Raw genomic sequence first — 18,624 nt, 5'->3', positions numbered from 1 at the left:
GTGAACGACTGTATGGAAGAAAAAGAGCTTCTTCAGGAGAAGTACGGTTTTGAACTCCAGGGATATCGCACGACGGGGGCAAGCAAGGTACTGGAAACGGATCGAGGCCTTTACTACATGTTCGAGGCGCCAGCCGGATATAAATACAAAAGCAAGTTAATTGAGAAAGTAAAAAAGCATTTGAGTCAACAGCAAAACATTCGCTTGTTAAAGCTGGTGAACACAACAAGCGGGCAGGCTCACATCGTCGATGATGAGCAGCTTTACTATTTATATAGGGGCGTGAGGGAGGCGGTTCCCGACAATCCCTATTATGCCAGCGGCCAGTCACTTGCACAGTTCCATCAGGCCACAAGTGATTTTTCATCTGACAAGATGTTTATCCCCTACAGCTCTCTTGGCAACTGGCCGAGCATGTGGCGCAAAAAGCTGCGGAATTTTAATGAATACCGGGATGAGATGGATGAGGAAAATGTAGAGCTCGCGTCAATGGATGAATATTTGTTGACCTGCTTCACGTACATTACTCAGCTCGGTGAATTGTCGGTTCAATATTTGTTGGATGCTGGATACGATAAAGTCGTGAAGGAAACAGCTAGTCTCGGGAAAGTAGCCTACCAAAATTTTGATCAAGGGTATATGCTATGGAAAGAGAAGGATGTACGTCTAATGGCAGGTGAATGGAACTGGGTTCTTGATATGCGCACTCGCGATGTGGGGCAGTGGATCAAAGCCGAGACAAAGCGAAACGGCTGGAATGAAGAGGCTGTGTCCAGCTTTCTTGACGGCTACAACAGCGTTTCTGCTCTGCTGCCAGCTGAATACGCCGTGATTTATGCGCTCATGCTCTACCCAGGCAGGTTTTTGAAGCTCGTGGAGACTTACATGGAGTTGCCGGTAGAAGAGCGCCAGGAAGTCAACATCCAGGCATGGCAAGCGCAGTTGGAAGACGAGCTGACAAAAATGGAAGACGGACTGCGAAAGTACCCCCAATTCATTGCACAGCGTTATGACGTATCCATTCCACAAATTGAGTGGTTGTGGAGGAAAAAAGATGATCAAGCAACAAGTTTTCGTTACGAGGAAACTCAATCCTGAAGTGATCGCGATGCTTGAAAAAGTAGCCCAGGTCGAGCAATGGACAAAAAATGCGCCGATTCCGCGTGAGCTGTTGCTGGAAAAGATTGAACATGTAGATGCCGTCTTGACCATGCTGACAGAACGAGTGGACGAGGAATTTTTGGCGAGTACAAAACGACTTCGAATCGTGGCGAACATGGCAGTTGGTTACGACAATATTGATTTGGAAGCGTGCAGACGACACGAAGTTATCGTAACCAACACGCCCGATGTGCTGACAGAGTCTACTGCCGATTTGGCTTTCGCTTTATTGATGGCAACGGGCCGCCGATTGACGGAAGCCAACCGATATTTATTGCAGGGGGAATGGACATCGTGGAGTCCGAACCTCATGGCTGGACAAAATGTATATGGTTCAACCCTAGGGATTATTGGGATGGGGCGAATCGGGGAAGCTGTAGCGAGACGCGCCAAAGGATTTGGCATGCGAATCTTGTATCACAACCGGAATCGCAAACCGCAGGCTGAGCAAGAGACGGGAGCACGGTATGCTGATTTGGCGGAGCTTCTGCAAGAGTCCGATTACGTCGTTCTGCTTACACCGCTGACTGAGGACACGCGCATGCTGATGGGGGAAAAACAATTTTCGCTCATGAAAGAAACCGCTGTGTTTATCAATGTTTCTCGTGGTGGGACAGTAGATGAGGCAGCACTGTATCAAGCGTTGGTAGACAAAAAAATATGGGCGGCAGGCCTGGACGTTTTTGCGGTCGAGCCTGTCCCGATGGATAACCCGCTCTTACAACTGCCGAATGTAGTAGCGTTACCACATATCGGGAGTGCGACTGTGCAAACGAGGGCGGAGATGGCGAGGCTAGCTGCTGCTAACATCGTAGAGGTGCTAAGTGGAAGGGGACCACTGACTGCCGTATGAACACGTTCTTTGTTTTAATTACAGGACTCTTCGTGCTTCTCTTGATTGCAGCAGTAGCCGTTTCGTTTCACGTAACCTGGCGTTTGACGCATCCTGTACGAAAGCCGATTCACATGGAACCCCGAGATTTTGGAATCGAACAGTCGGAGCCCGTCGTTTTTTCGAGCAGGGAAGCGACGATTTCGTTGGCCGGATGGTACTTGTCGGCAGAAAAAAATGGGAGAGTCTCGAATGGACAGACGCTGGTCTTTGCCCACGGGTATAGTCAAAACAGATTGGAGCCACATCTGCCCGCGTTGTCTCTGGCTGCAAAACTTGTCCAGGCCGGCTTTGATGTATTGATGTTCGACTTTCGCAATGCAGGGGAGTCCAGCGATGCACTGACTACGATTGGTCTTCGTGAACAACAAGACCTGTTTGGGGCCATCGATTTTGCAGCAACGAAGAAGCCGGAACACAGACTTGGCCTTGTTGGATTTTCCATGGGGGCGGCAACCTCCTTGATGGTTGGCGGTATAGATGAACGCATCACTGCGATTGTGGCAGATTCACCGTTTTATTCCTTGCGTGAATACTTGGCTGAGAACTTGCCGCAGTGGACGGGCCTGCCTCGCTTTCCGTTCAATTGGCTCATCCTTACCTTGTGTCCTATTTTGCTAGGAGCCAACCCGCGAGACGTCAATCCGTATCAGGCAGTGAAGCAAGCGAACAAACCGATTCTTTTTATACACGGGACAGGCGATACGACGATCCCGATGGTAAACAGCGAACGACTATTTGAGCTGACCCAGGACAAAGATTCCGAGTTTTGGATCGTACCACGCGCGGGTCACGTTCGCAGCTATGCGCTAGTTCCTGAAGAATATGGGAAGCGTGTCATTGCCTTTTTGGAAAAAGGAAGGGAGAAGGGGAAATGAAAAAAGCAGCTACGCGGTTGCTGTAGCTGCTTTCATGTCGACGTGACTGGATTAGAATACTTGTTGAACTTCTTTGATGCCTGGGATTTCTTCCACCAGTGCACGCTCGATTCCTGCTTTCAGGGTGATGGTAGAGGAAGGGCAGCTACCGCAAGCACCCATCAGGCGCAGCTTCACGATGCCATCTTCTACATCAACGAGTTGTACGTCTCCGCCGTCACGTTGCAGGTAAGGGCGCAGTTTATCGAGAACTTCTTGTACTTGATCCATGATATCCATGTTACATTCACTCCTTTCCAACCTCTCCTTTATTATAATCATACCATGGTGAGAAATCCATGGCTTACATGCCCTGTTGACACTTTGAAGTTTCTCTGACGCGCCGAAGTTTAGTAGCGTAGACTTTTTGTAATCTTTGCATGGTATAATGAAAAAGAAAGAAGCAAGTACTTCAATATAAGGAGTCAGATCTTCGTGAACGTATTTCGCAATGTTAAGGAACTGATTGGTAATACGCCGATCGTCGAAATTACTCAATTTGAGCTCCCTGAGGGTGTCCGCTTGTTCGCCAAGCTGGAATATTTTAACCCAGGCGGCAGCGTAAAAGACAGACTGGGCATGGAGCTGATTCGTGCCGCAGAAGAGAACGGCCAATTGGCCCCAGGTGGTACCATTATTGAACCGACAGCAGGAAATACAGGCATTGGTGTAGCGCTGGCCGCTGTAGGAACCGGTTATAAAGTCATTTTCTGCGTACCAGCGAAGTTTTCCGAGGAAAAACAAGAGCTGATGCGTGCCCTCGGAGCAGAAGTCGTCAATACACCGACAGAACTGGGGATTAAGGGTGCAATTGCGAAGGCAAAAGAACTCGCAGAATCGATTCCAGGTGCTTTTGTACCACAGCAATTTGCTAACCCGGCGAACCCAGACGCACACTACAAGACAACAGGTCCGGAAATTTGGAGTCAAATGGACGGCCAAGTAGACGTATTTGTGGCAGGCGCGGGTTCTGGCGGTACTTTCATGGGTGCTGCTCGCTACTTGAAAGAGCAAAAACCAAACGTGAAAACGGTAATTGTCGAGCCAGAAGGTTCCATTTTGAATGGGGGAGAATCCGGCCCACACAAGACAGAAGGGATCGGCATGGAGTTTTTGCCTCCGTTCATGGATACGAGCTACTTCAACGCTATTCACACGATTCTCGATGTGGAAGCATTCGATCTGGTCAAGCAGCTGGCTGCCAAGGAAGGCTTGCTCGTAGGTAGCTCCTCAGGTGCAGCGATGGCAGCGGCACTGCGCGAAGCAAGAGAAGCAGCTCCAGGCACAAACATCGTGACACTGTTTGCTGACGGCAGTGAACGTTATCTAAGCAAGAAAATTTACCAGGGGGGAATTTAAGATGCGTATCAAAACTCGTCTGATCCACGGCGGAATCGATGGAGATCCACATACAGGAGCCGTATCCGTTCCGATTTACCAGGTAAGCACATATAAACAGGAAGCCATTGGCGTTCACAAGGGTTTCGAATACTCCCGTACCGGGAACCCGACCCGTCACGCATTGGAAACATACATCGCTGAAATCGAAGGCGGAGCGCGCGGTTTTGCATTTGGTTCCGGTATGGCGGCACTCTCCACCATTCTCTCGCTGTTCAACAAAGGCGATCATCTCGTGGTAGGTGACGATGTATACGGCGGTACATACCGCGTTATTACTCGTGTATTCTCCCGTATGGGTCTGGAAGCAACCTATGTAGATACGAGCGACCTGGCAGCTGTTGAGGCGGCAATTCGCCCGGAAACCAAAGCAATCATTATGGAAACACCGACAAACCCGCTGCTGAAAGTAAGCGACATCAGCGCGTTGGCAGGCATCGCAAAAGCAAAAGGCGTGCTGCTCGTAGTTGACAACACGTTCATGACACCTTACTGGCAAAATCCGCTGGACCTTGGCGCTGACATCGTGTTCCACAGTGCAACGAAATATTTGGGTGGACACAGCGACGTGGTAGCAGGTCTGGTTGTAGCAAAAGATGCGCAAGTGGGCGAAGACCTCCATTTTGTGCAAAATGCAATTGGCGGTGTGCTTGGGCCACAAGATTCTTGGCTCTTGCTGCGCGGTATGAAGACGCTGGGAATTCGGATGGAAGAGCATGAGCACAACGCACGTACGATAGCAAAATGGCTGTCTGAGCGCAGCGACATCAAACGTGTGATCTATCCTGGTCTGTCCAGCCATTCCGGTCATGAGCTGATTCAAAAGCAAGCGCGTGGCTTTGGCGGCATGATTTCCTTTGACGTAGGCAGCGCAGAGCGTGCTGACGAAGTATTGGCAAAGGTAAAATACTACACGCTAGCGGAATCACTGGGTGCAGTGGAGAGTTTGATCAGCGTACCTGCACGCATGACGCATGCTTCTATCCCGGCAGAGCGCCGTGCTGAGCTGGGTATTACGGATGGCTTGGTGCGCATCTCTGTTGGTATTGAAGATGTTCAGGACTTGATCGAGGACCTGGAACAAGCATTGTCCTAAGCTAGCTGACCCGGGGGAGGGCGGATATAGTGACTGTCGATATCAAGGTTTTTGGAACAGAGCAATTGTGCGCAAGCTGCGTCAATTTGCCATCTGCTAAGGAAACGGCCGAGTGGCTGGAGGCGGCACTCTCACGCAAGTATGGGAGTGACAGCTTCCGCATCGTTTATAGCGACTTTCAACAGCCGCAGACAGACGATGACAAAAGCTGGGCGAATCGCATTATCGAGGAAGATTTATGGTATCCGCTTGTCGTAATTTCCGGGGAAATTGTCGGTGAGGGAAATCCGAAATTAAAAGATATCTACGAAAAGCTGGAGAGCATGGGCGTACAGCCGATTGCTTCTTTGGCAGAATAAGATCGCTCAAGAAACGACCAGATGATATATATCTGGTCGTTTTTCTTTTTAGAATAACAGTCTGAGCGCAACTTCGAAGGTCAAGATGCGTTTAACTAGCATCTGAAGGAAAAGGGTGATTTTTCTATGTTTGGAAAAAAGATGGTGTTTAGCGTTCTAGCATGCTCCCTTTGTTTATCCACCATACTTGTTACCCCATCTGCTACAAATATTGCAGAAGCAAACACAACGAGCTACCGAATTACATATAAACTTCCGCCCAATCCGGAAAAATACTTGTTTTTGAATGTACAGATGGTCTCTATTACTAATCCGCATCCATTGCTTTTGCAACTGCGCCCTTATTCATCCGATGACTATATAATCGACATGGAAACGGAAGATTCGTATCACAAAATGAATTTCACTTATCGCTTGAATTTCTTATCCTCGAAAAAAGGATTTCTCTGGAATCTGTATCACTTTATCGGTAATCTCCCTCCAGCATATCCGGCTGACATGAATCTGGATGAGCTAGACCAAGGTATTAAGAATACGAACGCCTATTCAGAAGAGGGGAGAGCTCTACGAGAAACCAGAGCTCAAATCAATATGAATGCCCGCCTGCAGCCTCTTGTTCAAGCCGGTTACGTCATGCCAAATGAGATCGACGATGGGATCGCAACGAAGGAGTTCGTCGCGACCGTTCTGTATCGGATGTTCGGAACTGTTCGACCTTACCACGGAGGAATTGATCTGAAGGATTCGGAGAATGTTGCTGTGCGCTGGGCAGTTGAAGTAGGCTTGCCTGGTTATGTAGTAGATAGCGAAGGCTATCTTTATCCTGATTCACCGCTTAGCATGGAATCCGGTCCGATAAAATACGCGGAGGAGAATGCGTATGATCGTCTGCAGCATTTTATGAAACTCATCCTTCCCGGGAAAAAGACCGAATCAGGTTGGGAGTACTATCAGGTGAAATTAGCACCGGGCATGGTGCCGACACAACCGCGCGATCTCATTTCAGTCAATGGAAAGTCCTATAATGATGATCCTGTTTCCTCTATTACAGAGAGCCACCAAGAATACCAAAATGCTAGTAGAAAAATCGGGCAGTACTTTATTCCGAAGTTTCCCCAAATGCTCGATCAAGCACGTAAGGATGCCCTAAAGCCTCGGGCATGGGACTGGAGCCGCGATCTAATTCACCATCCTAAATTTTCCAAGGGGATTGCCGCTTATCGTAAAAACAAAAGCAGCAAAAATCTGAATGCCGTTTACCAAGCTGTAAGAAAGCACTACAACTTGAGTATCCGTCAAGACTCGCCAGCCATTATCAAAAGTGTGCTGGATAACGTCAAGTAACTGGCTGTTAACCTGTTTGTTTATCATTCGTAAACCTTTTGTAACGAAATAGAATGGGCTGCGTCCTATAGTAGGAAATGTAACCCATAACAACCAATGGAGGCTATTACGATGAATAAAAAATGGATGAAGCCTGTTACATATTTGCTGCTTGCAGGAGTTGTAGGCGTAGCTGGATTTTCTGCACTGAATACACAGGTAGCGCACGCAGACTCTGAAAAAGGAAAGCTGTTCTCTGCCGCTGCTGAATTGAAGCTCGCGAAAAACACCTATGTGATCGATCAAAAAACGGCTGACGTCAATGGCGATAAAAAGGATGACGCCGTATACCTGATTGGAGAAAAAGAAAAAGCGGATGACATCTATTCCTCCAATATGAACATCGTAGTGAAAGACGGGAAATCCGGCGCTTATAGCCAAACAGACATCAAAGAGCTGGGAGGCTATGAAGGTGAGCTGACTCTCGTAGACTTCACAGGTGATCATGTTGCCGATGCGTTTGTGAAAACAGCGACTGGTGGAAGCGGCGGCGTTTACAGCCACGTAATCGCTACTTTTGAAAACAACAAGCCAGCTGTGATTTTTGGTGAAAAGGAAAACGAAGGAATCCGTTACGAGGGGAAATTCGTGGATGGTTTTAAAGTAGAGGGCAAAGGCTCCCACCTGGATAAGCCACTGACGCTTGACGTAAGTGCCAACCAGGATGTATACGTAGCTGCCAAGCTGTATGACAAAGCAGGCAAAGTACAGCCGACAGAAGATGCTGTTTCTGTATTTTCCTACCCATTCGGTTCTTTGACTCCAGTCGATATGGATGCAAACGGTACATTTGAATTGGTAGGGGAGCAAAGGCTCGTAGGAATGAACAACACAGATACCGTTTCCCGCATCAACTCCGTATGGGGCTACCAAGGTGAAGGCAAATGGAACCCATGGGAAGTAGAGTATTCGACGTTCTTGAAAAAACACCCGGGTGAAGCGATCAACACAATGATTGGTAAGTAATCGTTTTTGAGATTGATACGCAGCCTCCTTTTCATGACGAAAATGAAAAAGGAGGCTGTTTTTCGTTGCCAGCGAATGGTTCTACCAACCGACTTTTCCTCATATGGATTTTGGGTACAGGGGTAACCAAAGGAGGAAGAGCGGATGGACCAACCGATTGCTCGCTACTACGAGTTGAAAGAAATTCAGAAGCAGGTAGAAGAAGAGTTGAACGAGCTGCGGAGTAAACTGATTGAAGAATACAGCGAAGCAGGCAGTGCAGAGGAAGGCGAATACAAGCTGCTGATCTCCTATCAGGAGCGGCGAGAATACAACGATGAGCGCCTTTACAACGCCTTGCCAGATCCTTCGCTTTGGCGCCTCATGTCGAAGGCGGATACCGGGAAAATTTCGAGTTTGCTCAAGCTGAATGTCATCCAAGAGAAGATACTGGCAGACACCTTTGAACCGAAAAAAGTCCCTGTTTTACGCATTCAAAAGCGATAAACCAGTAAAATGAGGAAACCGTTAGGAGTAATCTTGACGGTTTTTTTGCATTGGGAGAATTATTTTGTATAATGGAATGATATTGAAAATTCCTGTTTTTTCCTTATTTTTCTCTAGCATCTGAGAGGAGGATCGTGCAGATGAAAGTCTTATTTTGCAGCCAGCCATTTCAAGAAAACAAAGTCGATGAAACCTACGAATATGAGTATACGTGTGCAAAACACCTCGGCTTGGACATTTCGAAACGATTCCAGCCAGAGCTGGTTGAATAGGTATAAAAAAGCTTATTCCAGCACGTAATGTGGAATAAGCTTTGGTGATGATGTGTGATAAACGCTGCCTGACCGGGATTAAGAGGTTACGCGAAAAATGATTTGCAGGCATGGATTATACAAAAAGAAAACCTGTTAGACCATCCGGCCAACAGGTTCGTGCACTATCCCATATGCTTTTTGTACATCCATAGCTGACCGCTCTTGATGACACGAGCCATCTGACCGACCAGAGACATTTTCCCCATGCTGGCAAAGCCTTCTTTTTTGCCAAGGGAGCCAAGGAAGCCTTTGTGTTTGAGAGCAGGCAATGAAGCTGGATACTCCTCGCCTTTGATGTCTTTTTTCAACATCAAGGCAATTTGTTCGCCTTGGATCTCAGCTGTTTGTGCACTCGGCGCGATGATGGTACTTGCACAGTCACCTACCACATAAACGTTCGTATGGGATGGAATTTGATGATACTGGTTTAATTTGGCGCGTCCGATATTGTCTGTTTCGATCGGCAGAGAGCGCACGATTCGGCTCGCTTGAATACCTGCTGTCCATACGATAACATCACTTTCAACAGGCTGGTTGTGGTTGTACACAATCCCTTGCTCGATGCTAGTGACATTCGCCATGGAAACAAGCTGTACTTCGTGCTCAATGAACCATTGAGATGCATATTCCTGAAGCTTTTTCGGGAATGGGCTCAAAATGCTTTGGCCGCGGTCGACGATGCGTACATTCAGGTCGGGACGGCTTTCGCGCAGCTCAGCAGCCATTTCCACTCCGGAAAGACCACCGCCCACGACGGTAACCGTACCGTATGGGTTCACATTATTGATTGCCATGTATGTGTTGCGGGTAGCTCCCATGGATTGAATCGAACACGTAAATTGTTCAGCACCAGGGATATCATGGTAACGATCCTCACAGCCCAATCCGATTACAAGCCAATCGTAGGAGAGGGTGTCCCCGTTAGCAAAATTGACGACCTGCTCGTCCAATTCCAAGCCAGTAATTTCACCGTATTTGACGGTCAGGCGTGGATCGTTTGGAAAATTAACACGCAGGTGAGATTCCGGTGTAGTACCTGCCGCCAGAGCGTAATACTCTGTTTTTAAGCCATGAAACGGCATACGGTCTACGAGGGTTATAAACACGTCATCTGGTAAATCAGGGGACAGGACTCGCTCAATAATACGAAGACCCCCGTATCCTCCTCCAAGGATCACAAGTCGTTTCATAGAAGGTCTAGTCCTTTCTTCTGTCCGTTTTTTACAGCACCCACTCTATTTTTAGTCTCTTTCACTAAAAATGCAAGCAGAATCTTTTTCCCGTTTTCTCCGCTGGATTTTTATCAAAGTCGCGGTACAATAAAGTACGTGATGATGTCGAAATAATCGGTAGGTGACAATAGATGAAACCACTAGTAGAATTTTGCGCGAGCAATGTTTCCTCCTATACGCAATCCGTCGTGGATGCATTGGAAAATGATCCTGATCTAGATGTGGACGTACTCGAGTACGGCTGTCTGGGGTATTGCGGTGAATGCTACATGGAGCCATTCGCGCTCGTAAACGGAACTTTGGTACAAGCGCCAACAGCCGATGAATTACTGGTGAAAATCAAGAATAAATTACGCGAGGAAGAAGAACTGCTGGATGCAGATTTTCCTCTGTAGGTTGTTCTCTTAGGATGTTCATTGGTGAGCATGATCAATCGTACACGTACCAAAATAGTAAAGCTGATGCCCAAGCGAATCGGAGCATCAGCTTTTATTATAGATTAATGTTCTTTGATTACGTTGTAGAAGGTATCGCGTTCCAGCGCACGTTTTCCTGCGCCTTTGATCAACCAGACCAACTCATCTACAGTCAGAGCTTGCTGGGTAAGTGCACCTGCTGAGTGGCTGATGCGCTCCTCGATCAAGGTTCCGTGAGCATCCGAAATTCCCATTTGCAGAGAAAGCTGTGTGAGCTGGGTACCGATGTTGATAAAGTATGCTTTGACATGCTGGAAGTTATCGAGCATCAGACGGCTGATCGCCATTGTTTTCAAATCATCAATTGCAGAGTTGCGGCGCTTGATGCCAGCTGTTGCTTTGATTGGTTGAACAGCCAATGGAATGAACACCATGAAGCCGTTTGTGTCATCTTGCAGCTCGCGCAGGCGGAGCATGTGAATCACGCGCTCTTCCAATGTCTCGATGGAACCGTACAGCATGGTGGTGTGTGTTTTCAAGCCCAACTCATGAGCCGTGCGGTGTACTTGCAGGTACATGTCTGTACTTGCTTTTTCCGGGCTCATTTTCATACGATAGCGCTCGGTCAAAATCTCAGCGCCACCGCCAGTAAGGCTTTGGAGACCAGCTTTCATCAGCTCTTGCAAAACTTCGCGGATGGAAAGACCGGAAATGCGAGAGAAGAACTCGATTTCCGCACCGGTATACGATTTAATGGTCACATCCGGGTACGCTTTTCTCAAGGTACGAATGGTGTCGAGGTAGTACTCGAACGGTTTGTGCTGGTTATGTCCGCCAACGATATGGAATTCGCGGATACCCGGATGGAAGCGAGTTTCTACATAATGAAGCAACTCTTCCGTGCTCATCGTGTAGGCACCCTCATCACCCTCATCGCGGCGGAAGCCACAGAACCTGCAATGAGCTTCACATACGTTAGTTGGGTTGATGTACAGATTTTGCAAAAAGTAAACCTTATCCTGATTCTTGCGATAGTTAACAACGTTAGCCAATTGTCCAATCGTCAAAAGATCGTTGGAATTAAAAAGGGTGACACCGTCTTCCAAGGTAAGTCTTTCGCCATGCATGACTTTTTCTGCGATTTCGGCGAGAGATTTGTCTTGTATGGAAATCGTTTCAAGCGCCATTCCAAACACTTCCTTTCAAAGTCAATGGTTCTTAGATGAAAGAGCTTTAATCCAGTCGTACCCAATCGATATTCGTTCCATGGGAGTGGATTGGCTCTTAGGAATAGAGTAAATCTCGGGCAACAAGAGCACCTATATTATAAACCTCTTGGTAAGTACGAACAATATCATAAGTTCTCCAACTCTCTTGAAGGAAGCTGAGAATGTAAAAATATAACAATTACCGTCGTATTTTTGGTATATTTTCGGAAATAAAGGAATTTTTGTTTGCGAAATTCTAGCTGTTCTTGTAAAATATAGTAAGAAAGCCTGATCTATTACTAGGAGGAGCTTCAAATGCGGGACGTTTTGCTCGAGAAAATCGAACTCCTTCGACAGCGTATGGTAAATATGGGGTTAGAGTTTGGGTTAGATCATCCAGATGTCCTCGAATACAGTATACAAATTGATCAACTACACAACGAACTGAACCAGATCGATCATAGTCTGTCTAAGGCAGGGAACCGGAAGAAAGCTTATAGATTTTATCTAATGGAAAACAATGCACATTTTGCATAGGAAGGGGAAACCCTTCTTTTTTATTTGGAAAGAAAGAATGAGCGCGTAAAGTGCAGGGGAACCTTGTGGGAAGAAGCGTTTCTTAGTAAACTGAATATAATGGTGTTAACAAGTGCAGGAATGATGAGCCTGTAAAGGAGGGAAAGTAGCATGATTACAATGACAGAGCGCGCCAGCTTGAAAGTAAAAGAAATGCTGGCAGCAGAAGGCAAGCCCGATGTGTTTTTGCGGGTAGGTGTCCGAACAGGTGGTTGCAGCGGCTTTACCTACGGGATGGGCTGGGACGAAGAGATGAAGGAAGGCGACGAGACCTTCGAGCAAAACGGTGTGAAAATTGTTGTCGATAAGGACAGCTACCCATACATTAAAGGTACAGAGATCGATTTCAAGGAATCGATGATGGGTGGAGGCTTCTCCATCGAGAATCCGAATGCAGTCGCTTCTTGTGGCTGTGGCTCGTCGTTTAAGACGGCACTAGCTGAAGGTAAAGCGGAGAAGTGTGACGACTAAGGATTTGACGAAAGTCTCTTGAATAATGAAAGAAGGAACCTCTTCGATTTGTGTGAATGATCACGCACGAGTTGAAGAGGTTTTTTGTTATATCTAAGTCATATGTGGTAGAAGGCGGACAACGATATGAAACGATTGCAGAGAAATTAAAATAGATAATATCTAGCCAAAAATGTAACATTTATCCAGAAGTGCACGTACTTACAAGAGCAGCTCCTTTGTGGAGTCTGCTCTTACCTTTTTTAGGGCAAAAGCATACGTAAGGAGTGAAGATGTTGGCTGATGGTACGCAAGAACAAAAAGGCTTGCAGTGGCTATTGCTGGGGGCATTTGGGATCGGCTTACTGTTTGACTGGATGTTTTACGGTAAAGGATTGGGGATCTCTTATCTGTTGTTCGTAATCGGCTTGTACGGTCTTTTTATTTGGCAGGCCAGGCAACGCATTCATTTACGCTTTTCGCGAAAGCAAATAGTCAACTGGATATGGACGCTTCCGATATTTCTATTGGCGCTTACCTTTTTTCTATTTTCCAATATACATTTTCATCTGTTCAACCTATTCCTGATCCCGTTTTTATTCGTCATCCAAACCATCCTGATTACCAAGCGCAATCAAGCGAAATGGTACGAGCCAGGCTTTTTCATGGAGATGGTGGAGACACTGCTCCTTTATACACCGAAGCATACGCGCCTGCCATTTCGGCTGACAAAGGAATGGATCAAGGGCAGACTGAACCAAGAGAAGTATGGGGTGATGAAGAAGGTTTTCATAGGGATCGGCATCTCGGTGCCGCTACTGGTAATTGTACTCTCCTTGCTCTCGAATGCGGATAGTGTGTTTGGACATTTTCTAGGTCAAATACCGCAAAGGATGATTGATGTAGATTCACTTGAAGCAATCTTTCGCTTGATGCTAATCGGGATTATTACGATCCTCGTGTTTGCTTACATGCATTCTCTTTTCGGGGAACGAGAAGAAGCGGAATTGCCTGTGCCCGAAGATGACCAGAAGATCGTCTGGGACGGGGTTATCCTTGTAACGATTTTGGCGATCATCAATATCGTGTACACAGCGTTTACATACATTCAAATATCGTATTTGTTCAGCGGAGCGAAGCGGATTTTACCAGATGAATTGACGTACGCCGAGTATGCTAGAAATGGCTTCAATGAGCTGGTGACGGTCACCGTTATTAATTTTCTGATTCTCCTGTGCACGATGCATTTCGCTTCACGGGCAAAACCAATACTTTACCGGATTATTCAAGTTCTGCTGAGTATGCTGACGATTTGTACCGGCTTCATGCTCGTGTCTGCCTATTTTCGCCTTTCGCTGTATGAGGATGCTTATGGGTATACGCATACGCGGCTGTTAGCTCACGTTTTCATGATTTTTCTGTTTGTGCTGTTTATTATTGCTCTCTTGAAAATTTGGCGCGATGGTTTCTCCCTGATCAAGTATTATGCGATTGTGACACTAGTGAGTTACGTCGTTCTGAATTACATCAATATGGACGTCATCATTGCCAAAAACAATGTACAGCGCTATCATGCGACTGGACACATCGACATCGAGTATTTGAGCGGGCTGTCTTATGACGCAATACCAGTGGTTATGGAGAGTGTGCGGGACAAAAAGGTAGAAGATCGGTTTATGGAGATGCTGCAGGAGCGAAAAGAGATTTTATATGAGGACAATAGCTGGCAGTCCTTTAATCTGTCGGAGTATCGGGCAAAAGCTTATCTTCCATAAAAAAATGATGACGGAGACGAGGTGTGCTATCGTCTCCGTTTTGTTTGAGACAAGAAAAGATAGAACAAGGCTCCTCCTGAGATGATGAGGATAATTCCTGTGGATAAATAATCATTCCAATTGATAGCTGCCAAAGGGCCTGGCACTGTGCCAGATCCTAATGCCTGCAAGTCCACTCCTGCGTCTGCTTTGAGAGCGGTACGCGTACAGATGTTGGTTTCGAGGTCATTTCGCTCCCAGTAAGACGCGTAGACAAGATATTCTTGCCCCACTTGAAAAGGAATGCCACATGCACCTCCAAGCCCATCGGTGACAATCAAGACTTGTTGCTGATCCACTCCTTTCCAAGTGGACTGTACCTCAAAAACAACGTCAAATCCTCCGCGATCTAGATTATCTCCAAATGGTAGAAGACCAATCCAGTCTGTACGTTCATTTACCTGGAGCACCTTGCCTGTAAATACAGCAGCAGACATATCCTTTGCTGTTAAAGGGTCAGGAGGGCTGGCACAACTACAGGCAGATGCAGGGAAAGGCTGGATGAAAAAGGTGAAAATAATTACTATCGAGAAAACTGTAATAATACCTTGAACCTTCTTTAATATCATCACTGATCGACTCCTCTAAAACATAAGACGAGGAAAAGAGAGGATTGTTCCGAAAATGATGACAACGATTATTTTGTGTATCCTGATGGGAATAATCTTTCTTGCCTATCATACGACTTATGTCAAAACAACGACAGTGAAGCTGACACTCCCTGGTGTATCTCCCCTTACATTGATTCACCTGACTGACCTTCATGGACGAGCACGATTTTGGAATGGAGAGTTGTACAAACTGGTGAATGCTCACGACCCGGATATTGTGATGGTGACAGGGGATTTGACACAGCGCAGCGGACAGTTGACGCGTGTGTTGAATGAGCTAGCGAAAATAAAGAGCGAGGATGGGATATTCTTCGTTCCTGGCAATTACGAGAGAGAAGCAGGAAGATTTCGCAAGAAGGTCTATTCTACTGCTGTCTACCGTTCCCAAAAAGAGGCCATCCAGCAGGTAATGACGGTGTTGGAAAACGAGAGCACTGTGATAGAAAAGGACACCAGCCTAATCTGGATATACGGCTTCGACAATTCGATTTACGGCAATGAACGGCCTCCGGAGCAAGAGATCCGGCATGCGAACTTGACGATATTTTTGGCTCACTCTCCCAATATTATCTCGATGATTCACAGCGAGCGACTGAAAGCTGACCTGCTTCTGACCGGACATACCCACGGTGGACAAATTCGCTTGCTCAATCGGACTGTTGGTGCCTACAAGCATTTTCACATCGGGCAAAAAGAGGATCAATCCGTTAGCGTATTTGGTATCAGTCGCGGACTGGGCACTTCGAGGCTGCCAATCCGGCTTAATTGCTTTCCAGAGATAACGGTATACGCGATCAATCAATCATGAATGATCATGTTCAACAATCGTTCTCCATTTCGTCACTGTTCGTTCACACCATCCCAGATTTTGGATTGATTTCATCGAGTAAGATGGAAGTGTAGAAAAAGAAGAAAGAAGGGGTCATTGTGAATAAGAAGTGGGGTCTGTTGGTTTCTTCAGTTGCATTGTCTGCGATGTTGATTACAGCATGCGGCGGAGGCAAGGATCAAGCTGCTAGCACGGATGCAGCGGCTCCTGCAGCGACTACTGGCACACAAGTGAACATAGAAGCTAGTAACTGGAAATTCAATCAAGAAACCTTTGAAGTAAAAGCTGGCGAAGAGTTCACGCTCAACTTCAAGTCGACAGAAGGCTTTCACGGTATTGGTATCCAAGGGCTGGATGTAGACATTCAAAAAGATGGCAGCAAAACGATGAAAATCGATACAGCTGGTGAGTACACCATCTTTTGCAACGTGATCTGTGGTCCGGATCATGGAAAAATGGTAGCAAAATTAGTCGTGAAATAATTCGATTCTCTTATTGGAATATAACCACAAACAAGCACTTTGGCCTGCATAGCGGGTCAAGGTGTTTTTTCATTTCACAGGTGGGGACATACTACATGGGTAGTCACCCATCGAGTAAGGGAGGGAACCACATGTCCAAGCACAACAACAAAGACAAACGCCCAACGGAAGCATCCGCCGGCTCACGCAGCACTCCCCCGAAAACGGGAGAGAACACTGGGCATAATTTGCGGAAAGAAGATCGATCGTAACATACAGGCTTAGAAGCAAAGCAAGTCGGCGAAAGTCCTCCTATGACCGGAGGGCTTTTTTGCTTGTCATATACATGTTTTTCGAGATTTTTGCACATGGTAAGGAGGAAAAGTTTTCAAGTCGGTGATACGATCCAAAAAGGAGATGAGTGACACTGGATAAGAAACACTACTACGTGACCTTGCAAGCAGGAACGACAGTGGCAGAAATCCGCGATGAAAAAGGCTCCGCGACATACGATTTTGAGATCGAAGCGACCGATGTTCAAGTGGGCATGATGCGAGATTTGTTCAATAACTGTGTCCATGGGGATTTCATGATGTGGATGCATGGGCATACGCTATGGTCTGACATGCCGGATCGGGACAACGACGAATATGATGACAACCTACGAGCCATCTACCAACTCATTTATCAGTATGGCACCGAAAAAACGAAAAGCGATCTGGAGCAAATGGGCCTTGTAAAGCTATTGGGGCTGGATAAAGAAGAGTTGCGTCCTTTTTAAGGGATGAATCATAGACGTTTTCTACCAGAAGGAGTGAGTTGCATGAAGATGTGGAAGCAAGGAATGATGACAACAGCGCTGGTAATGGCTCTCGCCATGCCAGGTGTCGCGTTGGCTCAAGATGTATCTGCAACAGTTGCCCAAGTGATTAAGCCGACTCACAGCCATGATGAGCATGGAGAGAAGCTTATGAAGGTGCAACACAGCTCAAACAGAGGCGTTCATCAAAAAATGTACATGCTCTTGCTAGCGGAAAAATATGCACCAGATAGTGTAGACAAATGGCAGGCAGTATTCAAAGAACGCGATCGTCTAATGAGCGAGTTCGAAGCGCTGAGTGACGACCCAAAGTGGCAAGCGAAGCGTGAGGAACGAAAGCAACTGATCAACAAGCTGAATGAACAAGTCAAAAAGGGCGAAATAACGAACGAACAGATGGAAAAGCAGTTCAAGGAATGGAAAGACAAAAACATGGGGCCAAAAGAAGAGCGTGACGCCCGAAAAGCTCGGATCGAGCAAATGAAAAAAACACATGAAACCTTTGACTCTGCAATTGAATCTGGCGATACAATCAAGATTAAGGAGTCACTCCAACAAATGCTGGAACAAATGCAAGCAAACAATTCGCGCATGGCGGAAAAGCTCGCTATGAAGAAAAAATAACGTTTCGAACAAAAAAGGACGTGACCGACTACTGGTACGCGTCCTTTTCCATATCTGTTACTAGAATAGCGGGGGTCCATTCAGCCAGGACGACGGCCTGTTCGGTTTGGCAGGAGGGACACCAGCCTGTATGGATGCATTGGTGTCGCAGACCGTCCATGTAGCCATTGTCCATCTTGGCATTGTCAATCTCCTGGTACGGGCTGTAGTCTCCATAAAAGTCCGATAGACGACCGGCATCTTGCAGAGGTTGACCGCAGGCTGTACAAGCTTGTTGGAGGGCCGCGAAGCCATTGCAAACTGGACAGAGATGAATCAAAGCGTATCGCCTCCTCGTTCCTCCTACTTTGCACGCGAACAAAAGCGGTTATGCAAGGGAACGAAAAATCCCTGTCGCCGCCATCGCTCATGAGCAGGATAGCTCAATAATTTTGCGAATACTCTACGTATGGAATTATTTTCGAAGTTCGTGAATAAGACGTTATCAGAAATTTCCTGAATGCATGTTCTTGAAGTAATACTCAGAGATAGTCGGACAACCACTACGCTAGTTTGAAAAGTGAAAAAAGGCACGAAACCCCACATAACACTAAGTTCACAATGCAGGCTTG

Annotated in this window: 23 protein-coding genes; 18 read left to right on the top strand and 5 right to left on the bottom strand. The window is 46.6% G+C overall.

Features of this window, described 5'->3' with window-relative positions; all coding sequences use genetic code 11:
• Window positions 1–12 precede the first annotated feature (12 nt).
• From C7R93_RS00755 to C7R93_RS00745, 3 genes are read left to right on the top strand one after another with little or no spacing between them, the layout of a single operon-like run.
• Window positions 13–1,098: a protein kinase family protein gene (locus tag C7R93_RS00755; RefSeq protein WP_106837020.1), complete on the top strand. Its 1,086-nt coding sequence runs from the start codon at window positions 13–15 to the stop codon at window positions 1,096–1,098.
• Window positions 1,055–2,014 carry a 2-hydroxyacid dehydrogenase gene (locus C7R93_RS00750; protein ID WP_106837019.1) on the top strand — a complete coding sequence of 320 codons (960 nt, stop codon included), beginning with the start codon at window positions 1,055–1,057 and terminating at the stop codon, window positions 2,012–2,014. The genes C7R93_RS00755 and C7R93_RS00750 overlap by 44 nt, the downstream gene beginning before the upstream one ends.
• On the top strand, window positions 2,011–2,931 hold the full coding sequence (locus C7R93_RS00745) for an alpha/beta hydrolase (protein WP_106837018.1): 921 nt from the start codon (window positions 2,011–2,013) through the stop codon (window positions 2,929–2,931). The genes C7R93_RS00750 and C7R93_RS00745 overlap by 4 nt, the downstream gene beginning before the upstream one ends.
• A 51-nt stretch (window positions 2,932–2,982) precedes the next feature.
• Here C7R93_RS00745 and C7R93_RS00740 read toward each other — a convergent pair whose 3' ends face one another.
• Entirely contained in the window at window positions 2,983–3,210 is a 228-nt protein-coding gene (locus C7R93_RS00740) for a NifU family protein (RefSeq protein ID WP_007715787.1), read from the bottom strand.
• A 195-nt stretch (window positions 3,211–3,405) separates the two neighbouring features.
• Between C7R93_RS00740 and cysK the strand changes: the two genes are divergently transcribed.
• From cysK to C7R93_RS30910, 7 genes are all read left to right on the top strand, one after another.
• A complete protein-coding gene (gene cysK / locus C7R93_RS00735; protein WP_106837017.1) occupies window positions 3,406–4,329 on the top strand; it encodes a cysteine synthase A in 924 nt (307 codons plus the stop codon).
• A gap of 1 nt (window position 4,330) precedes the next feature.
• A complete protein-coding gene (locus C7R93_RS00730) occupies window positions 4,331–5,464 on the top strand; it encodes a bifunctional cystathionine gamma-lyase/homocysteine desulfhydrase (protein ID WP_106837016.1) in 1,134 nt (377 codons plus the stop codon).
• A 29-nt stretch (window positions 5,465–5,493) separates the two neighbouring features.
• On the top strand, window positions 5,494–5,823 hold the full coding sequence (locus C7R93_RS00725; protein ID WP_106837015.1) for a YuzD family protein: 330 nt from the start codon (window positions 5,494–5,496) through the stop codon (window positions 5,821–5,823).
• Between the two features lie 126 nt (window positions 5,824–5,949).
• Window positions 5,950–7,167 (top strand): hypothetical protein, encoded by a 1,218-nt coding sequence (locus C7R93_RS00720; protein ID WP_244191411.1) that lies wholly within the window; start codon window positions 5,950–5,952, stop codon window positions 7,165–7,167.
• Window positions 7,168–7,278: 111 nt separating this feature from the next.
• Window positions 7,279–8,172, top strand: coding sequence for a hypothetical protein (locus C7R93_RS00715; RefSeq protein WP_106837014.1), 894 nt, complete (start codon window positions 7,279–7,281; stop codon window positions 8,170–8,172).
• 144 nt (window positions 8,173–8,316) lie between these two features.
• Window positions 8,317–8,658 (top strand): hypothetical protein, encoded by a 342-nt coding sequence (locus tag C7R93_RS00710; protein WP_106837013.1) that lies wholly within the window; start codon window positions 8,317–8,319, stop codon window positions 8,656–8,658.
• 140 nt (window positions 8,659–8,798) lie between these two features.
• Window positions 8,799–8,930, top strand: a complete 132-nt coding sequence (locus C7R93_RS30910; RefSeq protein WP_279629435.1) for a hypothetical protein — start codon at window positions 8,799–8,801, stop codon at window positions 8,928–8,930.
• A 164-nt stretch (window positions 8,931–9,094) separates the two neighbouring features.
• On the opposite strand, the gene C7R93_RS00705 is transcribed toward C7R93_RS30910, so the two are convergent.
• Window positions 9,095–10,162 carry an NAD(P)/FAD-dependent oxidoreductase gene (locus C7R93_RS00705; protein ID WP_106837012.1) on the bottom strand — a complete coding sequence of 356 codons (1,068 nt, stop codon included), beginning with the start codon at window positions 10,160–10,162 and terminating at the stop codon, window positions 9,095–9,097.
• Between the two features lie 173 nt (window positions 10,163–10,335).
• On the opposite strand from C7R93_RS00705, the gene C7R93_RS00700 reads away from it, so the two are divergent.
• Entirely contained in the window at window positions 10,336–10,599 is a 264-nt protein-coding gene (locus tag C7R93_RS00700; protein ID WP_047072975.1) for a DUF1450 domain-containing protein, read from the top strand.
• A gap of 104 nt (window positions 10,600–10,703) precedes the next feature.
• On the opposite strand, the gene mqnE is transcribed toward C7R93_RS00700, so the two are convergent.
• Window positions 10,704–11,807: an aminofutalosine synthase MqnE gene (gene mqnE, locus C7R93_RS00695; RefSeq protein WP_106837011.1), complete on the bottom strand. Its 1,104-nt coding sequence runs from the start codon at window positions 11,805–11,807 to the stop codon at window positions 10,704–10,706.
• A 336-nt stretch (window positions 11,808–12,143) separates the two neighbouring features.
• Here mqnE and C7R93_RS00690 point away from each other — a divergent pair, with 336 nt between their 5' ends.
• The 3 genes from C7R93_RS00690 to C7R93_RS00680 all read left to right on the top strand — a co-directional run bounded on the left by C7R93_RS00690 (window position 12,144) and on the right by C7R93_RS00680 (window position 14,629).
• On the top strand, window positions 12,144–12,365 hold the full coding sequence (locus C7R93_RS00690; protein ID WP_048034523.1) for an aspartyl-phosphate phosphatase Spo0E family protein: 222 nt from the start codon (window positions 12,144–12,146) through the stop codon (window positions 12,363–12,365).
• A 150-nt stretch (window positions 12,366–12,515) separates the two neighbouring features.
• Window positions 12,516–12,875, top strand: a complete 360-nt coding sequence (erpA, locus tag C7R93_RS00685; RefSeq protein ID WP_106837010.1) for an iron-sulfur cluster insertion protein ErpA — start codon at window positions 12,516–12,518, stop codon at window positions 12,873–12,875.
• Window positions 12,876–13,147: 272 nt separating this feature from the next.
• A complete protein-coding gene (locus C7R93_RS00680; protein ID WP_244191410.1) occupies window positions 13,148–14,629 on the top strand; it encodes a DUF4153 domain-containing protein in 1,482 nt (493 codons plus the stop codon).
• 26 nt (window positions 14,630–14,655) lie between these two features.
• On the opposite strand, the gene C7R93_RS00675 is transcribed toward C7R93_RS00680, so the two are convergent.
• Entirely contained in the window at window positions 14,656–15,237 is a 582-nt protein-coding gene (locus tag C7R93_RS00675) for a hypothetical protein (RefSeq protein ID WP_244191409.1), read from the bottom strand.
• 55 nt (window positions 15,238–15,292) lie between these two features.
• Between C7R93_RS00675 and C7R93_RS00670 the strand changes: the two genes are divergently transcribed.
• The 4 genes from C7R93_RS00670 to C7R93_RS00655 all read left to right on the top strand — a co-directional run bounded on the left by C7R93_RS00670 (window position 15,293) and on the right by C7R93_RS00655 (window position 18,013).
• Window positions 15,293–16,087, top strand: coding sequence for a metallophosphoesterase (locus tag C7R93_RS00670; protein ID WP_106837008.1), 795 nt, complete (start codon window positions 15,293–15,295; stop codon window positions 16,085–16,087).
• A gap of 119 nt (window positions 16,088–16,206) precedes the next feature.
• Window positions 16,207–16,590 carry a cupredoxin domain-containing protein gene (locus C7R93_RS00665; protein ID WP_106837007.1) on the top strand — a complete coding sequence of 128 codons (384 nt, stop codon included), beginning with the start codon at window positions 16,207–16,209 and terminating at the stop codon, window positions 16,588–16,590.
• Window positions 16,591–16,990: 400 nt separating this feature from the next.
• Complete coding sequence (locus tag C7R93_RS00660) at window positions 16,991–17,350, top strand: hypothetical protein (RefSeq protein ID WP_088909219.1); 360 nt, start codon at window positions 16,991–16,993, stop codon at window positions 17,348–17,350.
• Between the two features lie 42 nt (window positions 17,351–17,392).
• Entirely contained in the window at window positions 17,393–18,013 is a 621-nt protein-coding gene (locus tag C7R93_RS00655) for a hypothetical protein (RefSeq protein ID WP_106837006.1), read from the top strand.
• A 28-nt stretch (window positions 18,014–18,041) separates the two neighbouring features.
• On the opposite strand, the gene C7R93_RS00650 is transcribed toward C7R93_RS00655, so the two are convergent.
• Window positions 18,042–18,332 (bottom strand): hypothetical protein, encoded by a 291-nt coding sequence (locus tag C7R93_RS00650; protein WP_106837005.1) that lies wholly within the window; start codon window positions 18,330–18,332, stop codon window positions 18,042–18,044.
• Window positions 18,333–18,624 lie beyond the last annotated feature (292 nt).

The organism is Brevibacillus fortis, from assembly GCF_003013395.1.
Taxonomy (GTDB): Bacteria; Bacillota; Bacilli; order Brevibacillales; family Brevibacillaceae; genus Brevibacillus; species Brevibacillus fortis.
Note: the sequence above shows the minus strand (reverse complement) of the source record. Positions and strands in the feature narration are given on the sequence as shown.

Bases quoted from the DNA above. Each gene is read 5' to 3' on its own strand.
- C7R93_RS00755 (WP_106837020.1), top strand. From the start codon at position 13: ATGGAAGAAAAAGAGCTTCTTCAGGAGAAGTACGGTTTTGAACTCCAG.
- C7R93_RS00750 (WP_106837019.1), top strand. From the start codon at position 1,055: ATGATCAAGCAACAAGTTTTCGTTACGAGGAAACTCAATCCTGAAGTG.
- C7R93_RS00745 (WP_106837018.1), top strand. From the start codon at position 2,011: ATGAACACGTTCTTTGTTTTAATTACAGGACTCTTCGTGCTTCTCTTG.
- C7R93_RS00740 (WP_007715787.1), bottom strand. From the start codon at position 3,210: ATGGATATCATGGATCAAGTACAAGAAGTTCTCGATAAACTGCGCCCT.
- C7R93_RS00730 (WP_106837016.1), top strand. From the start codon at position 4,331: ATGCGTATCAAAACTCGTCTGATCCACGGCGGAATCGATGGAGATCCA.
- C7R93_RS00720 (WP_244191411.1), top strand. From the start codon at position 5,950: ATGTTTGGAAAAAAGATGGTGTTTAGCGTTCTAGCATGCTCCCTTTGT.
- C7R93_RS00715 (WP_106837014.1), top strand. From the start codon at position 7,279: ATGAATAAAAAATGGATGAAGCCTGTTACATATTTGCTGCTTGCAGGA.
- C7R93_RS00710 (WP_106837013.1), top strand. From the start codon at position 8,317: ATGGACCAACCGATTGCTCGCTACTACGAGTTGAAAGAAATTCAGAAG.
- C7R93_RS30910 (WP_279629435.1), top strand. From the start codon at position 8,799: ATGAAAGTCTTATTTTGCAGCCAGCCATTTCAAGAAAACAAAGTCGAT.
- C7R93_RS00705 (WP_106837012.1), bottom strand. From the start codon at position 10,162: ATGAAACGACTTGTGATCCTTGGAGGAGGATACGGGGGTCTTCGTATT.
- C7R93_RS00700 (WP_047072975.1), top strand. From the start codon at position 10,336: ATGAAACCACTAGTAGAATTTTGCGCGAGCAATGTTTCCTCCTATACG.
- mqnE (WP_106837011.1), bottom strand. From the start codon at position 11,807: ATGGCGCTTGAAACGATTTCCATACAAGACAAATCTCTCGCCGAAATC.
- C7R93_RS00690 (WP_048034523.1), top strand. From the start codon at position 12,144: ATGCGGGACGTTTTGCTCGAGAAAATCGAACTCCTTCGACAGCGTATG.
- erpA (WP_106837010.1), top strand. From the start codon at position 12,516: ATGATTACAATGACAGAGCGCGCCAGCTTGAAAGTAAAAGAAATGCTG.
- C7R93_RS00680 (WP_244191410.1), top strand. From the start codon at position 13,148: ATGTTGGCTGATGGTACGCAAGAACAAAAAGGCTTGCAGTGGCTATTG.
- C7R93_RS00675 (WP_244191409.1), bottom strand. From the start codon at position 15,237: ATGATATTAAAGAAGGTTCAAGGTATTATTACAGTTTTCTCGATAGTA.
- C7R93_RS00670 (WP_106837008.1), top strand. From the start codon at position 15,293: ATGATGACAACGATTATTTTGTGTATCCTGATGGGAATAATCTTTCTT.
- C7R93_RS00655 (WP_106837006.1), top strand. From the start codon at position 17,393: ATGAAGATGTGGAAGCAAGGAATGATGACAACAGCGCTGGTAATGGCT.